The organism is Pseudomonas sp. (assembly GCF_035554175.1).
In the GTDB taxonomy this organism is placed as follows: Bacteria; Pseudomonadota; Gammaproteobacteria; order Pseudomonadales; family Pseudomonadaceae; genus Aquipseudomonas.
The window spans coordinates 53,011-70,068 of sequence record NZ_DATMIV010000022.1 but is presented as its reverse complement, the minus strand read 5'-3'; the positions used below and the strand labels follow the sequence as shown (position 1 = coordinate 70,068).

Here is a 17,058-nt window from a genome sequence, read left to right as displayed (position 1 = left end):
CTCAGGACGCCTCCTTCACTTTTGCCGCGTTGCCCGGCGTTGCCACCTTGTGCACGGTGGGGTGGATCAGTATGCGGAACGCACTCTTCTGCGCCAGGCTGTAAAAGTCGTGGGCGAAGTCGTCGAGATCCGCCGCAGTCAGTTTCAGACGGCGCAGAAAGTAGTTGTAAACCAGCACCGCCGGCACCGCGACCGCGATCCCCACACCGGTGGCAACCAGCGCTGCACCGATCGGTCCTGCGACCGTTTCCAGGCTCGCCGAGCCCGCCGCGCTGATGCCTTTCAGCGCTTCCATGATTCCCCACACCGTGCCGAACAGACCAATGAACGGCGAGGTGCTGCCGATACTCGCGACCACCGCCAGACCGGTTTCCAGCGAGCGCCGTTCACGGACGATCTGCTGGCGCAAGGCGCGCTCGAGGCGATCCTGATGGTTGATCGCCTGGCTCAGATCATTCGTCGGGGGCGCCTCGCCCACCTGAATCGCCGCATAACCGGCCTGTGCCACCCGCGCTGCCGCGCCGGGCTGGGTTTCGCTCAACTCGGCAGCGGAGTCCAGACTCGACGCCGCCCAGAAACGTTTATGAAAGCGCCGATCCTGGGCCTTCAGACGACCGAACTGCACTGCCTTGAGCAACGCCAGGCCCCAAGTGGCGACGGAAAAAACCACCAGCAGCCAGATCACCGCGCTTTCGATGGATTCCAGTGGAGATGCCAGTAACGTCATGATGTGTTCCCTCGTGTAAACATTTCGCGCGAATTTGGTTGCGGTTTAATGAATCTTGAAATCGATGGGCACGCTGACCCAGCCGTCCTGGGCGACATCACCCTGTTTGGCGGGGACGAAACTCCAGCGCTTCACAGCGTTCAGCGCGGCGTCGTCGAGCTGCTGCCGGCCACTGCTTTTGGCGATCTGGATCTCGCCCGGTTTACCGCTGGCCAACACCTGCACCCGTAACAACACCGTGCCTTCCCAACCGCGACGTTGAGCCAGCGACGGGTATTCCGGCGCCGGGTTTTTCAGGTACGCCGCGTTGGCGGACGCCGGGGTAACGGGCGCAGGTGCCGGTGGCGCAGGAGGCGCTGGCGCGGCGACCGGGGCTGGTGCTGGCGGTTGCTCTACCGTCTTCGGCACCGGTTTGGGCGGCGCCTTGACCACCGGTTTGGGTTTGGGAATCGGCTTGGGCGGCGGCGGTTTGACTGCCAACTCGTCCTCCACCGGCGGTGGCGGCTCGACCACGGGCGTCGGCGGCGCCGGTACGACAACCGGCGGCGCTGGCGGAGCCGGACGCGAAAACTCGATGGTCATTGGCGGAATTTCCGGTGGCACCACCGGCAGCACTGGCGTCGGTTTCTGGCTGAGCCAATAGATCACCGCGCCATGCACCAGCAGCGCGAGCACGCCGAGCAGTAGTGTTTCGCGCCGACTCAGAATGCCCTTGGGCGCACGCTGCAAACGCAGCTGCGCCAACGGCACACGGTGCGGCCGGCCAAGATCGACCAGTTCGCCACTCGGCGTCTGCCGCCACAGCAATTCCCCTGCGCTGGCGGCGGTCTGGACATTGCCCATTGTTCAACTCCCTGCGGTCTCTTTCGTTGTGCAAGCCAAAGCGATCGACCCGCCATTCTTGAATCCCCCACGGCGTAGTCGACGGAGCAATCATTGGGCTTGGATGCTTATCACTGAAAGTAATCTTTAATGTTATGTATAGATCCATAAGGAATATCAAAAATGATCATTTCCACTGGAGCCACGTATCCCAAGGCCTGCGGCGATCAGCTCGTAATCTCATGCCTTCACGGCATGAAAAGTATTCGTTGACGGCATTCGCCAGAACCGCAACGAAGGTCGCATCAGAAGTCATAGCGACCAGTCACCCCGAGGGTTCGCGGCGTGCCGAGCAGGCCTTCATAGCCGCCGTTGCCGCCCGTCCACAGGGTCGTGTAATAGGTTTTGTCGAAGGCGTTTTTCAGCCATAGCGAGACGTCCCACTGGCCCTGATTGAAATCGCCGCGCAGGCCGGTGGAGAAATTGACTACCGCGTAGCTGGGGATCTGCCCGTAGTCGGAATCCTCCACCGTGCCCACCGCTTTGGAGCGGAACGCGTAGCTGCCGGTGACGTAGGGTTCGAAGCCGTTAGCCAGATTCCATTTGTATTCGCCGTTGGCGTTGCCGATCCACTTCGAGGCGCCGACCACTTGATGACCGCTGAGGTCGCAGGAGGCTGGAGCGCCCGGAGCCTGGCTGACTTCCGGCGGGCACGGCGCATCTTTGTAGGAGAGGTAGCTGACGTCGTTGTACGAGCCGTTGAAATTCAGGGTCAGGCCGCGCAGCGGCACCAGGGTGCTTTCGAACTCGATGCCGCGCGAGCGCACTGAGCCGGCGTTGGTCAGGTATTGCACGCGATTGGCGGCGTCATAGGCGTTGGTCTGATAAGAATTGACCTGGGTCCAGAACACGTTGGCGTTGAGTTGTAGGCGGTGATCCCACAGAGTGCTTTTGAAACCGAGTTCCGCGTTGTTCGCGCGTTCGGTGCCGATCAGCAGCGAGTCGGCCCCAGCAGTGGGGGCGGAGCCGACCGCAAGGTTGACCCCACCGGATTTTTCGCCGTGGGACACGGTGGCGTAACCGAGCACGTCGTCGGTGATGCGATAGCTCAAGTTGAGCAATCCCGAAGGGCTGGAACTGTACTGATTCAAGTCTCCGGAATCGTAGGCGCCGGCACGACCCCGGCGCGCATTGGCTGCCGCGCCCGCCACAGCGACACCGCCGACCGGCGCGTTGCGGCCGACCGAGGCGTTCTTCTCTTCATAGGTGCCACGCACCCCGGCGGTGAAGTCCAGACGCTCGCTCAGGTGCCAGGTGCCTTGGGCAAACAGGGCGAAACTGTCGGTCTTGATGTGGCCGTTGCCGACGCTGGTGACATTGGCCAGCGCGCCTGCCGGCGTGCCATTCCAGATGTCGGCCTGCGGGCCGTAATAAGCGAAGGATTTGTTGTCCAGATCCGAGCCGAAGTAGTAGGCACCGACCACGTAATCGAAGAACTCGCCCTTGGGCGAGGCCAGGCGAAATTCCTGTGAGTACTGTTTGTCTTCCACCGACACGCCGGCGTTGTAACTGGCCGGCACATTGAGGCCGTCGTCGTTGCGCGGGGTGAAATTCCAGAAGCGCCAGGAGCTGACCGAGGTCAGGGTGAAGTCACTGGGCAGCGTCCAGTTGGCTTCTACCGACGTGCCGCCCTGATGCACGGTGACGTGCTGGTCGTTGTCGAGATTGACCTTGCGATGCCGGCCGTTGACCAGCGTCGCCCCGGCCGCACTGGCTCGCGATTGATAAAGATTGACGCCGTTGATGGTCGGCCCGGTGTTGTACAAAACGCGGGTGCCGGCGCTGGAATCTTCTTCGTTGTAATCGCCGATCCAGCGCAGATTGAAATCTTCGTTCGGCTTGAACAACAGCTGCGCACGGAAGCCCTCGCGGGAGCCACCGTTGAGATCATGGCCGTCGTATTGGTTTTTTATGTCGCCATCACTGCGCGTGCGATAAGCAGAAAAGCGTCCGGCCAATTGATCATTGAGCGGCCCGGAAATAGTGCCCTTGGTCTGGAAATAACCGTCCTCGCCGACCGAGGTTTCGATACTGCGCTCAGGCGTGAATGTCGGCGCGCGGGTGCTGATGTTGATTACCCCTGCGGTGGTGTTCTTGCCGAACAATGTGCCCTGCGGCCCACGCAGGACTTCGAGCTGTTCGATGTCCATCAAATCGAACACCGCCATCCCCGGACGGCCCAGATAGACGTTGTCGATGTACAACCCGACGCTGCCTTCCAGACCATCGCTGGCCGGGTTGTTACCCAGGCCACGGATCGACACGCTGGACTGGCGCGCATGCATGTAGGCGACGTTGACGCTTGGTACCAGTTGCTGCAGATCCTGAATCCGGTAGACCCGTTGCGTCTCCAGATTCTGCCCGCTGACCACGCTCATCGGCGTCGGCACGTCTTGCGAGCTTTCCTCGCGGCGGCGGGTGGTGACGGTCACGGTTTCCAGTTGCGAACTGTTGGCGACCGCTTTGCCCGCCTGAACCGGAGTCGGAGTTTCGCCTTCGGCAGCATAGCCGTGAGTCCAACTGGCGCTCCCCGCCAGCAACAGGGCCAAAGGCAGGCGCTTGAGCCGTCGTGGGGGTGGGGGTGACGCGAGGTTCAACGGACTCATGGCGCGGCTCCTGGTCAAAAAACACACAGACATCATCAGCGCTGCATATTCTTTTAAGTTATTTATTTATGGATTTACAAATATTTACTGCATAAGAGATTGCCTTTATAAGGAGTCGACCTAATGCATATCCAATGCATTTCCCGGATATTTTTTATGTGAAAAATGCATATCGACTTGCGCCAACTTCGTCACTTCATTGCTCTGGCTGAACAACGCAGCTTCGTCGCCGGCGCGCAAGCGGTGAACCTGTCGCAGTCAGCGTTCAGCCGCAGCATTCAGGCGCTGGAACACAGCGTCGGCTGCCAGTTGGTCGACCGTGGGCGTAAGGAGTTACCGCCGACCAAACAGGGCCAGGTGCTGCTCGAACATGCGCGGCGGCTGGTCAGCGGCGCGCAACAAATGGCCAACGAGATCAGCCAGTTCAATGGACTCGAAGCGGGGGAATTGCGCTTCGGTTGTGGCCCGGCGCCGGCAGCCGGATTGATCCCGCGGGCGATCGGCGCCTTCATCGGCCGCTACCCGAAAGCACGGGTGCAGTTTCAGGTCGATGACTGGCAGAGCCTGAGCAAACGCCTGCTCAGCGAAGAGTTCGAATTCTTCGTGGCCGACACCCGCCAATTCGAGGCCGATCCGGATTACCAGACCCACCGCTTGCGCGCGCGAAAATGGCATTTCTGCTGCCGCGCCGGGCATCCTCTGGCGGCATTTGAACGAGTCAGCGCCGAGCAGTTGCTGAGTTATCCACTGGCGGTGAGCATTCGTCCGCCGAATCTGCGCAAGGTCATCGTCGACCTCAGCGGCCGTCCGGATTTCACGCCGAATGTGGAATGCGAAAACAGTTCGAGTCTGTTGAGCGTGGTGCTGCGCTCGGAAGCGATCGGGATTGTCGGCGCCTATTCCGACGCGCTGCGTCTGGCCAAAGGCGAGCTGGTGTGTCTGAAGATCGAAGGCCTGTCCGATGATCTGGAGGAGCTGTACACCCGCTATGGCATCGTCAGCCGTGCCGGGTATCGATTGTCACCGTTGGCCGAGGCGATGATCGAGCAGATCAAGGCGATTGATGCGGTGGATGATGAGGTGTGTTCGCTGGAGAATTTTGCTGTCTGAGCTGGCCCCTTCGCGAGCAGGCTCGCTCCTACAGGGGAATGCATTTCAGATGTGGGAGCGAGCCCGCTAGCGAAGCGCTGATGCAATCCCTGCATAATTTGCATTCCCCGAATGCACTTGCCGAACACCCCCACCGACAGCGAAAACCCTCACCTGTCCCATTGACCGGTGAACCCCATGCCCACCCCGCCCAACCCCGTGCGCAATGTGCTGTACATCATGTGCGACCAGCTGCGCCGCGATTACCTGTCCTGCTACGGCCACCCGCATCTGCACACGCCGAATATCGATCGACTCGCTGCCGAAGGCGTGCGTTTCAGCCGTGCCTACACCCAGGGCACGATCTGCGGCCCGTCGCGCATGTCGGCCTATACCGGGCGCTATGTCAGCAGCCATCAAGTGGCATGGAACGCTGTGCCGTTGCCGCTGGAAGAACTGACCATCGGCGATTACCTGCGCCCTCGCGGCATCCGCACCGCACTGGTCGGCAAGACCCATGCGACAGCCAACATAGATGCCCTGCAGCGCTTGGCGATCAATCCGGAAAGCGCGCAAGCCGAGTTGCTCAACGAAGTGGGGTTCGAACCCTACCTGCGCCACGACGGCATCTATCCCGACGACCCTTTATTCGACGACAAGCGCGAATCCGCGCCCTACACCCACTATCTGCGCGAACACGGTTTCGACGGCCGCAATCCCTGGCACGACTGGGCCAACGCCGCCGAAGGCGAAAACGGCGAAATCCTCAGCGGCTGGAAAATGCGTCATGCGAATTTGCCAGCACGCATTCCCGAGCAACACTCCGAGACTGTCTACACTACAAATCGCGCCATCGAGTTCATCGCTGAGCAAGGCGAGAAATCCTGGTGTTTACACCTCTCGTACATCAAACCGCACTGGCCCTACATCGTACCGGCTCCATACCACACCTTGTACAGTACGAAATCGATTCTCCAACCGGTCCGTGCGACGCCCTCTGAAGCCAGCAAACACCCTGTCTACACTGCCTTTCGCCAGCATGAGGAAAGCCTCAACTTCTCCCGCGATTCAGTACGTTCAAATGTAATCCCCACCTACATGGGCCTGATCAAGCAAGTGGATGATCAGTTGGGGCGGCTGTTCGATTTTCTGCAGAGCAACGGACGCTGGGATGACACCTTGATCGTCTTCACCAGCGATCACGGCGATTTCCTCGGCGATCATTGGCTGGGCGAGAAGGAATTTTTGCTGGAGCAGGCGGTGGGCGTGCCGCTGATCGTGCGCGACCCTCGGCCGCTAGCGGATGTCACCCGTGGCACTGTCGATGATCGCTTGGCGGAAACTATCGATGCGTTGCCGACGTTTCTCCACGCGCTGGGGTTACCGGGCGCGGAACACCGGCTGGAAGGGCGCTCCTTGATCCCGCTGCTGCACGGCGAACATCCTGATTGGCGCCACTACGCGATCAGCGAATACGACTACGCCTTTCAGGCGCCGGCACGCGAGCGTCTGGGCCAGCCGATTGACCGTTGCCGCATGACCATGGTGCGCAGCGAGCGCTGGAAATACCTGGCGTACGACGGATTTCGACCGCAGCTTTTTGATCTGCTGAATGACCCGCAGGAGTTGCGTGATCTGGGTGATGATCCGGCGTACGCAGCGGTGCGCGAGGAGCATGCGGGGTATCTGTTTGAGTGGGTGCGCGGACTGAAGCGGCGTACGACGATCAGCCATCAGGAGATCGACTTGCGCGGGCAGCGGTTTCGTTATGGTGAGCCTGAAATCGAGAAGGTCGTTCAGATCGGTGTGTGGTGACAGCCCTTCGCGAGCAGGCACGCTCTCACAGGGTTTGGCGTCGAACACATCCGTTGTGTTCGGCACAGATCCATTGTGGGAGCGAGCCTGCTCGCGATGAGCCCCGATCAGACGCCGACGATATCCGGACCCTTGATGGTCTGACTGCGCTGCCCATTCACCCCCACCGGTACCTCGCCCTTGAGCGTCACCCTGCGCACCACCCGATCCTGGGTGCCGTAATCATCAATCGCATAGTGCTGCGTCGAGCGGTTGTCCCAGATCGCCACATCACCGGCCTGCCAGCGCCAGCGCACGGTGTTTTCCTGACGGATCACATGGCTTTGCAGCAAGCCGAACAGGTGCGCCGAATCCGCCTGCGAATAACCTTTGATGCGTTTGACGAAATGCCCCAGCAGCAGGCTCTTCTCGCCGCTGATGGGGTGCACACGCACCACCGGATGTTCGGTTTCGTAAACGGTCGAGGTGAAGACTTTGCGATAGCGCTCCAGTTTCTCCGCCGAGACGTCCGGTTTCGCACCCGCATAGTCGTACTCGTTGCTGTGCACGGCGGTGAGTTTGTCGGCCAGTTCACGCAGCTCGATCGGCAAGCCGCTGTAGGCCGTCGCGGTGTTGGCCCAGAGGGTATCGCCGCCGAATGCCGGCGCGACCACCGAGCGCAGAATCGAGGCTTTCGGATAGGCATCGACGAAGGTCACGTCGGTGTGCCAGGAGTTGGCGCGCTGCCCTTCGGCGCCATCCAGCTCGAGCAGATAACGGGTGCCTTCGCGCGATGGCACGGTCGGGTGCGCCACGGGTTCGCCGAGCAGATGGGCAAAGGCTTCCTGGCGCTGATCGTCGAGCTGAGTCTGCTCGCGGAAGAACAGCACTTTGTATTCGACCAGCGCCTGTTGAATCGCGTCAACGGTGGCGGCGTCCAGCTCACCGGACAGGTGCACGCCGCGGATTTCGGCACCGATACGCCCGGCCACGGGGTGAATCTGCAACGCATTAGAAACAGGTTTTACAGCAAGTGCGGCATTGCTCATGGGAAGACCCTCATCGACGGCTTGCGGTTTTCACGGCAGCGAAACAATGCTCTATCTATATTCCATTTACATCTAATAGATATTCACATGCTTCATTGACGGAATAAGAGCTTGCATTTAAAACCTCAAGCGACCCTCGTCGCAAATGCCTTCGAGCTATTTTTAGGATGCCGGAAAAGCATATGGATCTTCGCCAGTTGCGCTACTTCATCGCCCTCAATGAACACCGCAGTTTTGTCCGTGCGGCTGACGCCATGGGCATCACTCAACCGGCGTTCAGCCGCAGTATTCAGGGGCTGGAGCAAGAGTTCGGCTGCGTGCTGGTGGATCGCGGCAACAAGGACTTGCGCCCGACGCCCGAGGGGCAGGTGGTGCTGCAACACGCCCTGACCCTGGTGCAAGGCGCGGCGCTACTCAGCGCTGAAGTGACGCAGATGACCAAGCTGGACGCCGGCGAGGTGCACTTCGGTTGCGGCCCGGCACCGGCGGTAAAACTGGTGCCGGATGCGGTGGCGCAGTTCATCAATGCACACCCGAAAGTGCGTACCTGTTTTCAGGTGGATAACTGGGAAAAACTCAGCCGTGCACTCAGCCGCGAAGAAATCGAATTCTTCATCGCCGACATCCGCCATTTCGAGTCCGACCCGAACTTCCAGACCCAACAGCTGACGCCCAAGCGCGGGGTATTTTTCTGCCGGCCAGGGCATCCGCTGCTAGCCAAGGAGAGTCTGTCGACCAACGACATGTTCGATTATCCGCTGGCGGCCACCCTGATCCCGCCGGGCATTCGCAAGCTGCTGGCGAATCTGAGCGGGCGCATCGATTTCTCGCCGACCATCGAGACCGAACACTTTCCGGCGCTGATCAAAGTGGTGCTGCAATCCAATGCCGTCGGTGTCGGCACCGAAGAGGCGTTTGTCGAGGATGTCACCAAGGGTTCGCTGGTGTTGTTGCACTGGCGCAACCTGCCACAAAACCTCGAGAGCATGAACGCCCGTTGCGGCATCGTCAGCCGCACCGGTTTTCGCTTGTCACCGGCGGCCAGGGCGATGATCGAAACGCTGGTGGCGGTGGATCGGCAGGACGTCAGCGTCGCCGTCTGAAAGATCGCAGCCTTCGACAGCTCCTACAGGGGAATGCGCTCTCCTGTAGGAGCTGCCGAAGGCTGCGATCTTGTGCTTTCAGAGCTTGGCTGCAGAAAGCCCAGGCGCCACCCAGTCACTCACCTTGAACGGCTTGCGAATCAGCTTCTGCTGCGCCGCCAGATCGACCTTGTCCTGCAGGTCGCTGAGGAACACCGGATCGAGTGTCGACGGGAAAATCTCGCTCAGATTCTGGTCTTGCAGATCCTGAGTGAGGATCACTGGCGGGTAACTGGCCAGCTCTGATACCAGCTGCACATAGGCTTGCTTGTTACTGTCCTGAGTCAGCCACTCGACCGCCTGTTGCTGCGCTTTGAGCAGTTTCGCAATGACTTCAGGATGCGCATCGACAAACTTGCCGTTACCCAGCAACACCGCCTGCACGCTGCCGGCGCCGCCAAGGTTCTTGGTGTTGAGCGGCAGTTGCGCCAGGCCTTTGGCTTGCAAGGCACTCAGGCCGGAGCTGCCCCAGGACGCATCGATCTGCTTGGCCGCGAGTGCCGAGACCGCGGCGTTGAAATCCAGATTGATGACTTTCACATCTTTCTCGCTTAGCCCCTGACTGGCCAACGCCGCGTCGAACGACAGCTGCGTCGCCGTGCCGCGGAAGATCGCCACGCGTTTGCCCTTGAGATCCTGCAGGGTCTTGATTCCCGAGCCCGGCACCACGCCGAGGTATTGCTTGACCCCGCGCGCGGTGGCGCTGAGCAGGCGCGTGTCCAGCCCGTTGGATTTACCGATGATCGCGGCGAGGTCACCGAGATAGGCCAGATCCACCTGGCCATTGGCAAACGCCTCATTGATCACCGGCCCGGCACCCTTGAAGAAACTCCACTGGATCTTGATGCCTTGCTCGGCAAAAGCCTTTTCGAAGATCTGCTGATCGCGCAATACGTCGACAATGCCGCCACCACTGTGCTGCGTGCCGGCGCTGAGATCGGGCACGGCGATGCGGATTTCCTTCAGCTCATCGGCTTGAGCACTGAGCGCAAGAAAGCCCGCAAGCGCCGGCGCGGCCAACAGACTGATGAGACGTTTGAAAGGAAGGTTCATGGGTGCGGCTCCTTGATCACTGAGGAGGTGAAAGTAGGCCGAATGCCAACCTGCACTTAAATACTATAAATGCACATTTTTATAGCTTTGAGAACTAAGCGGCAAAACACGGGGTTTGTAGCGGTGTATGCACGGGAAGCATCGAAAATATTCTTCGAATGCATTGGATGCGTGTGGGCCATCGGCCTTAAATGGCCTCTCTTATCTCCAAATTGATACTTCTACTTCCCGCTTATAACTGTTTTCTTGTCACTGATACCGCTAAGAATCGCAGCCTTCAGCAGCTCCTACAGGGGGATTGCGATCCATGTAAGAGCTGCCGAAGGCTGCGATCTTTTGGTCTTGACTCGATCTCGATCCAACCCGACAACGGAGGTCACCCATGGCCCGACAATCCCTGCTCAGCCTGCCGCTGGCCGCGCCGCCGCTGCATAGCCGCCGCGCCTGGACCGGCCCGAATCAACGTCTGTTGCCTTGGCTGCTGCCTGTGAGCCTGTTCGCCCTTTGGTGGCTGGCCGCGCGCAATCAGTGGATGAGCGAGCAGATCCTGCCGACGCCCGCGCTGGTATGGAACAGCGCGGTGGAACTGGCGCAAGGTGAGTTATGGAGCCATCTGTGGATCAGCCTGCAACGGCTGTTCTGGGGCTTGCTCGCGGGGATTTCGGCGGGTGCGATTGTTGGGGCGACGCTGGGTTTCAGTCGACGTCTGGAGCGTTTGATTTTCCCCACCTTCGCCGCCCTGGCGCAGGTGCCGACGCTGGCGTGGATTCCATTGTTCATGGTGTTTTTCGGCATCGGCGAAGTGCTGAAACTGGTGGTGCTGATCAAAGCCATCGTGGTGCCGGTGACCCTGCACACACTGGTTGGCGTGCGTGATGCGCAACCGAAACTGCGCGAAGCTGCCGCCGTGTTGCGCCTGCCGCCGCGCCTGTTGATTCGGCGCCTGGTGCTGCCAGCGGCGCTGCCGGCGTTCATGGCCGGTGTACGTCTGGCATTGGCTGCCGGCTGGACATCGCTGCTGGCGGTCGAGCTGCTCGCCTCCAGCGAAGGCATCGGTTACCTGATGGTCTGGGCGCGTCAGTTGTTCATGCTCGATATCGTCTTCGTGTGCATCGTGGTCATCGGTTTGATCGGCGTTGCGATGGATCGTGGCATCGGTCTGCTCGATCGCAAACTGGTGCACTGGCCGCACCCGGCCACCGCGCAAATCACTCGCGGCCCGCGCTATCAAGGCTGGCAACGGTTGCAGCCATGGCTGCTGCCGTTGGGATTGTTGGCGCTTTGGCAACTGGCCACTGATCAACAGTGGGTCGACGCCAATATCCTGGTCAGCCCGGTTACCGTGCTGACCACGGCAGCGGATGGAATGCTGGACGGCACGCTGGTTAACGGCATGGCGCTGAGCCTGAGCCGCACCCTCGGCGGTTTGATGCTCGGCGGCGGATCAGGTTTCGCATTGGGCTTGCTGCTCGGACTTTCGCGCTTCAGCGAACGCTTGCTCGGCCCGACACTGTCCGCACTGCGCCAGATTGCGATTTTCGCCTGGGTGCCGCTGCTCACCGCGTGGTTTGGCCTCGGCGAACTGGCCAAGTGGGTGTTCGTCGCCCTCGCCGCTTTCTTTCCGCTGTTCATCGCCACCCAGCGCAGCGTTGCCAACCTGTCGCCGCAACTGAGCGAAGCGGCGCAAGTGCTACGCCTGAGCCTCGGCCAACGACTGCGCCGACTGGTGCTGCCCGGCGCTGCGCCGGGGATTTTCGCCGGGCTCAGACTGAGCCTGATTTACGCCTGGCTGGGCACCATCGGTGCCGAATACTTCATGCCGTCCAATGGCGGCATCGGCAGCCAGATGATCGGCGCACAACAGTTGCTGCGCATGGATCTGATCATGGCCGGCATGCTGCTGGTCGGCCTCACCGGCGCCCTGCTCAACCTGATCGGCCAACGCCTGGAAATTCGCGCGACCCGCTGGAGACACGCATGAACGCACCGATTGTCAGCTTCAACCACGTAGGCAAATCCTTCGACGTCAACGGTTTCGAACTGGAAGCGATTCGCGAATTCAACCTGGACATCAGCGAAGGCGAGTTCGTCGCCATTGTCGGCTCCAGCGGCTGCGGCAAATCCACCCTGCTGCGTCTGCTGGTCGGTCTCGACACCGAGTTTCGCGGGCAGATCAGCGTCGATGGCAAAGCCGTCAGCGGTATCGGCGGCGAGCGCGGCATCGTTTTCCAGGAGCACCGGTTGTTTCCGTGGCTGAGCGTCGCCGACAACATCGGTCTCGGGCTGGTCAACGAACCGCTGAGCGGGGCGCAGAAACAACAACGCATCAAAGACTTTATCGCGCTGGTCGGCCTCAGCGATTTCACGGAGGCTTATCCGCATCAACTCTCCGGCGGCATGGCCCAGCGCGTGGCGATCGCCCGTGGCCTGGTTGCCAGCCCGCGAATCCTGCTGCTGGACGAACCCTTCGGTGCTCTCGATGCACTGACCCGTCAGCAAATGCAGGACGAGCTGTTGGCGATCCGCGACCGGGCGAAGATCACCACGATTCTGGTGACCCACGATGTCGAGGAAGCGATTTTTCTCGCCGATCGCGTGGTGGTGATGGAGCCGCGGCCCGGGCGGATCAAGCAAGTGGTCGATATCGGCCTGCCGCACCCGCGCCAGCGCAGCAGTTTCGACTTCCATCAGTTGCGCGAAGAACTGCTGCACGAACTGACCAGTGATGACCATTACCAACCGAGCGCACCGGTGCAGATCCGCGATCTGCCGCTGACGTTCATTGCCTGCTGAACAGGAGTTTCGCGATGCCGCAACGTCCCAATTTCCTGGTGATTCTGGCCGACGATCTAGGCTTTTCCGACATCGGCGCGTTCGGCGGCGAAATCGCCACGCCGAACCTCGATGCGCTGGCCCACAATGGCCTGCGTCTGACCGACTTTCACACCGCACCGACCTGCTCGCCGACGCGCTCGATGCTGCTCACCGGCACCGATCACCACATCGCCGGCATCGGCACCATGGCCGAAGCGTTGACCCCGGAACTGATCGGCAAACCCGGCTACGAGGGCTACCTCAACGACCGCGTTGTCGCCCTGCCCGAGCTGCTGCGCGAGGCCGGTTATCAGACCTTGATGAGCGGCAAATGGCACCTCGGTCTGAAGGCCGAACTGGCGCCGCATGCGCGGGGTTTCGAGCGCTCGTTTTCGCTGTTGCCGGGCGCCGCCAACCACTATGGTTTCGAGCCGACCTACGATGAGCAGACGCCGGGCTTGCTGAAATCCACTCCGGCGCTGTACATCGAGGATGATCGGTTTCTCGACGAGTTGCCCAAGGATTTCTATTCGTCAGATGCCTTCGGCGACAAGCTGCTGCAATACCTCAAGGAACGCGATCAGAGCCGGCCGTTCTTCGCCTATCTGCCCTTCTCCGCACCGCACTGGCCGCTACAGGCGCCCGCAGACATCGTCGGAAAATACCGTGGCCGCTACGACGCGGGCCCCGAAGTGTTGCGCCTTGAACGTCTGGAAAAACTCAAGGCGCTGGGCCTTATCGAGGCAGATGTCGAACCGCATCCGCTGATTCAGCTCAGCGCACAGTGGGACGCCTTGAGCGACGAGCAAAAGCAGATTTCCGCACGAGCGATGGAGGTCTACGCGGCGATGGTCGAGCGCATGGACTGGAACATCGGCCGGGTCGTCGATTACCTGCGCCAGCAAGGTCAGCTCGATAACACGTTCATCCTGTTCATGTCCGACAACGGTGCCGAAGGCGCGCTGCTGGAAGCGTTCCCCAAGTTCGGCCCGGAGCTGATGACCTACCTGAACCAGCACTACGACAACAGCCTCGACAACATTGGCCGAGCCAACTCCTATGTCTGGTACGGTCCGAACTGGGCGCAGGTGGCGACCGCGCCATCACGATTGTTCAAGGCCTTCACCACCGAGGGTGGAATTCGCGTGCCGGCGCTGCTGCACTATCCGCAACTGCCGCTCAAAGGGCAGATCAGCCATGGCTTCGGCACTGTGATGGACATCACTCCGACCATCCTTGATCTGGCTGGCGTGCGGCACCCGGGCAAACAGTGGAAAGGCAAAGCGGTGGCGCCACTGCGCGGCAAGTCGTGGCTGGGCTTTTTGTCCGGCGAGACCGCGCAGGTGCATGACGAGCACACCGTGACCGGTTGGGAATTGTTCGGGCGCCGGGCGATTCGCCAGGGCTCGTGGAAAGCGGTGTTCATTCCCGGGCCGGTCGGGCCGGCAACCTGGCAGCTGTATGACTTGGCGAGCGATCCGGGGGAGATTCATGATCTGGCGTTGAGTCAGCCGCAGAAACTCAGTGCATTGATCGGGCATTGGCAGCGGTATGTCGAGGAGACCGGGGTGATCCTGAGTGCTTCGCCGTTTCAGCCGGATTGATATCGTGACAGATCGTATTCGCGAGCAGGCTCGCTCCCACAGTGGATCGCATTACAACTGTGGGAGCGAGCCTGCTCGCGAAGGGGCCCTTGATGACAACCCATCAAACCCGAGCGGTACGCACTTCTTCATTCACCATTGCGACCTGACGAACAAACCGGTTGGCCCGGCCAAACGTGCCGAAATCGTTGAACCGCACGCCCATCTCGCGCATCACCTTGTGCGCCACCGGCACGGTCATCTGACGAATGTAAAACGGCTCCTTCACGACAAAATGATGAATCCCGTGACTGCTGCCGAAGTTGAAGCAGAACGCCTGCAGCGGCCACAGCCACCATGGATTGAGCACCTGACACTGCTGCAGCACATTGCCCGGTTCGATGTCGCCGTAGTAATGCATGTTCGAGCTGATGAAATGCAGGCAAAAAGTGCGCAGCACGTTCGGGCCGATGATCACCACGGCGGCGATGTCGATCACCTGCATCACCGACAGCGTGGTGGCCGACCACTCGATTGGCGAGCCCAGCAGCCAGGCAATACCGTTGGCCGCGTGAAAGCCGAGAAACACATACCACGCGCCCCAGTGCAGCAGCGCCAGCGGTGCGTAGACCTTGAGCACGCGTTTGCCGATGCTCAGCCTGTGCGCCCAGGTCTTGGCCCTGAGCATGCGGATGAACGCCGACATGACGTTGTCACCCACCATCAACAGCCGCGCAAAACCCCATGGCTCGCCGTTGGTGATCGCACGTTCCTCCATGTCAGCTTCGGTGCCGGAGACCTTGTGATGATTGAGATGCAAATGGCGACGAATCCACGGGTTGATCGTGCTCGGCCGCGCCAGCCAGACCAGGCCCATCATCAGGTTGTGCGGCACGCGCTGTTTGCGGAAATACATGCTGTGGATCAGGTCGTGCTCAAGCTCATGGGTCAGCGAGGCGAAAAACCCATTGAGCAACAGGCACACCCACCATGCCATATGACCAGTGATGTACAGCGCCGCCGAACCGATCATCCCGGCCAGGGCAAACACCAGAATCCCCGCGCCAAGGGCATCCTGGTGCTGGAGAATCGGGTAGCGCTCGCGCAATTGCACACCTTTGGCCAGCACTACTTCACGAATATACGCCGAGCGTTGCGCGGCATTGAGACGTTGGGGGCTTGCAGAAGTACCGTCCATGCTTCCATCCTCGGGTCTAAGATGTGTGCATCGTGCCTCGCCGGCGCTTTAACCGCGCTAGCCAGGAACGCCAACCTGTTGACCGGACGCGCCAATCTGCATGAAGGAACCGACCTCCCTCGCCAGCTGGACCCGTGCCCTGCGCAAGCAACTCGACGCGCTGGGACTGGACAGCCTTGTCCTGTGCCAGCAAGCCGGGCTCGACCCGACACTGATGGACGATCCCAACGCGCGTTATCCGCTGTCAGGCACCACACGCCTGTGGGGGCTCGCCGTTGAGGCCAGCGGCGATCCGGCGCTGGGCTTGCGCGTGTCGCGTTTCGTCAGCCCGACCACCTTCCACGCGCTGGGTTATGCGCTGGTGGCCAGCGGCAGCTTGCGCGAGGTGTTCGAGCGCATCGTGCGCTATCACCCGGTGGTCAGCGATGCCCTGGAGCTGGAACTGAGCCGCCGCGCAGACCGCTATCAGTTCCGCCTGAAAATCCCGCCAGGCCACCCCGCGCCGGCATTCGAAGCCATCGATGCGTTCACCGCAATCTACGTGCGCACCTGCCGCAATCGCCTCGGCCGCGACTACGCACCGCTGGCGGTGTACTTGCGTCGCCCGGAGCCGAGCGACGCCCAGCAATGGCACAAAGTCTTCCGCGCGCCAGTGTATTTTTCCGCCGCCGAAGACCGCCTGGAGTTTGCCCTCACCGACTTCGACAGCCACCTCGATGACGCCAACCCGGAACTCGCCGAGCATAACGAGGCCGTACTCAAGCGCACCCTCGCCCAGCTCAAACCGCTGACCTGGGAGCGCAAGGTGCGCGATGCCATTGAAGAACAATTGCCCGAAGGCGAACCGAGCGCCGAACGCATCGCCCAGGCCTTGCACCTGAGCCTGCGCAGCCTGCAACGGCATCTGGCGGACGAAGGCTGTCGCTTCGACACCCTGCTCAACGAAAGCCGGGAGAATCTGGCGCTGCTGCACCTGCGCGATCCGCAGTGTTCCTTGAGTGAGGTGAGTTATCTATTGGGGTTTGCCGATACCAGCAGCTTCAGCCGCGCGTTCAAGCGCTGGACGGGGATGACGCCGGGGCAGTTTCGCGATGGGTTGCGTTGAGCTGAAATTACCTTTG

Annotated in this window: 13 protein-coding genes; 7 read left to right on the top strand and 6 right to left on the bottom strand. The window is 60.9% G+C overall.

Annotation, left to right across the window (positions count from 1 at the left end):
* Position 1: 1 nt before the first annotated feature.
* The 3 genes from VNV36_RS11695 to VNV36_RS11685 all read right to left on the bottom strand — a co-directional run bounded on the left by VNV36_RS11695 (position 2) and on the right by VNV36_RS11685 (position 4,215).
* Positions 2 to 727, bottom strand: coding sequence for a MotA/TolQ/ExbB proton channel family protein (locus VNV36_RS11695; protein ID WP_325717893.1), 726 nt, complete (start codon positions 725 to 727; stop codon positions 2 to 4).
* Positions 728 to 772: 45 nt separating this feature from the next.
* Complete coding sequence (locus VNV36_RS11690) at positions 773 to 1,570, bottom strand: energy transducer TonB (RefSeq protein WP_325717892.1); 798 nt, start codon at positions 1,568 to 1,570, stop codon at positions 773 to 775.
* A 284-nt stretch (positions 1,571 to 1,854) separates the two neighbouring features.
* Positions 1,855 to 4,215 carry a TonB-dependent receptor gene (locus VNV36_RS11685; RefSeq protein ID WP_325717891.1) on the bottom strand — a complete coding sequence of 787 codons (2,361 nt, stop codon included), beginning with the start codon at positions 4,213 to 4,215 and terminating at the stop codon, positions 1,855 to 1,857.
* A gap of 165 nt (positions 4,216 to 4,380) precedes the next feature.
* On the opposite strand from VNV36_RS11685, the gene VNV36_RS11680 reads away from it, so the two are divergent.
* Both VNV36_RS11680 and VNV36_RS11675 read left to right on the top strand, forming a co-directional pair.
* On the top strand, positions 4,381 to 5,325 hold the full coding sequence (locus VNV36_RS11680; RefSeq protein WP_325717890.1) for a LysR family transcriptional regulator: 945 nt from the start codon (positions 4,381 to 4,383) through the stop codon (positions 5,323 to 5,325).
* 177 nt (positions 5,326 to 5,502) lie between these two features.
* A complete protein-coding gene (locus VNV36_RS11675; protein WP_325717889.1) occupies positions 5,503 to 7,119 on the top strand; it encodes an alkaline phosphatase family protein in 1,617 nt (538 codons plus the stop codon).
* A 107-nt stretch (positions 7,120 to 7,226) separates the two neighbouring features.
* On the opposite strand, the gene VNV36_RS11670 is transcribed toward VNV36_RS11675, so the two are convergent.
* Positions 7,227 to 8,147 (bottom strand): TauD/TfdA dioxygenase family protein, encoded by a 921-nt coding sequence (locus VNV36_RS11670; protein WP_325717888.1) that lies wholly within the window; start codon positions 8,145 to 8,147, stop codon positions 7,227 to 7,229.
* Between the two features lie 182 nt (positions 8,148 to 8,329).
* On the opposite strand from VNV36_RS11670, the gene VNV36_RS11665 reads away from it, so the two are divergent.
* Positions 8,330 to 9,250 carry a LysR family transcriptional regulator gene (locus VNV36_RS11665; RefSeq protein WP_325717887.1) on the top strand — a complete coding sequence of 307 codons (921 nt, stop codon included), beginning with the start codon at positions 8,330 to 8,332 and terminating at the stop codon, positions 9,248 to 9,250.
* A gap of 78 nt (positions 9,251 to 9,328) precedes the next feature.
* Here the strand turns inward: VNV36_RS11665 and VNV36_RS11660 are convergent, their stop codons facing one another.
* Positions 9,329 to 10,342, bottom strand: coding sequence for an ABC transporter substrate-binding protein (locus VNV36_RS11660; RefSeq protein WP_325717886.1), 1,014 nt, complete (start codon positions 10,340 to 10,342; stop codon positions 9,329 to 9,331).
* A gap of 382 nt (positions 10,343 to 10,724) precedes the next feature.
* Here VNV36_RS11660 and VNV36_RS11655 point away from each other — a divergent pair, with 382 nt between their 5' ends.
* Genes VNV36_RS11655 through VNV36_RS11645 form a run of 3 tightly spaced genes read left to right on the top strand, consistent with a single transcriptional unit; the run spans position 10,725 to position 14,760 of the window.
* Positions 10,725 to 12,323 carry an ABC transporter permease gene (locus tag VNV36_RS11655; protein WP_325717885.1) on the top strand — a complete coding sequence of 533 codons (1,599 nt, stop codon included), beginning with the start codon at positions 10,725 to 10,727 and terminating at the stop codon, positions 12,321 to 12,323.
* Positions 12,320 to 13,135 carry an ABC transporter ATP-binding protein gene (locus VNV36_RS11650; protein ID WP_325717884.1) on the top strand — a complete coding sequence of 272 codons (816 nt, stop codon included), beginning with the start codon at positions 12,320 to 12,322 and terminating at the stop codon, positions 13,133 to 13,135. The genes VNV36_RS11655 and VNV36_RS11650 overlap by 4 nt, the downstream gene beginning before the upstream one ends.
* Before the next feature lie 14 nt (positions 13,136 to 13,149).
* Positions 13,150 to 14,760 carry an arylsulfatase gene (locus tag VNV36_RS11645; protein ID WP_325717883.1) on the top strand — a complete coding sequence of 537 codons (1,611 nt, stop codon included), beginning with the start codon at positions 13,150 to 13,152 and terminating at the stop codon, positions 14,758 to 14,760.
* A 103-nt stretch (positions 14,761 to 14,863) separates the two neighbouring features.
* On the opposite strand, the gene VNV36_RS11640 is transcribed toward VNV36_RS11645, so the two are convergent.
* Positions 14,864 to 15,937: a fatty acid desaturase gene (locus tag VNV36_RS11640; RefSeq protein WP_325717882.1), complete on the bottom strand. Its 1,074-nt coding sequence runs from the start codon at positions 15,935 to 15,937 to the stop codon at positions 14,864 to 14,866.
* Between the two features lie 100 nt (positions 15,938 to 16,037).
* On the opposite strand from VNV36_RS11640, the gene VNV36_RS11635 reads away from it, so the two are divergent.
* Positions 16,038 to 17,042: an AraC family transcriptional regulator gene (locus VNV36_RS11635; RefSeq protein ID WP_325717881.1), complete on the top strand. Its 1,005-nt coding sequence runs from the start codon at positions 16,038 to 16,040 to the stop codon at positions 17,040 to 17,042.
* The last annotated feature ends 16 nt before the right edge of the window (positions 17,043 to 17,058 follow it).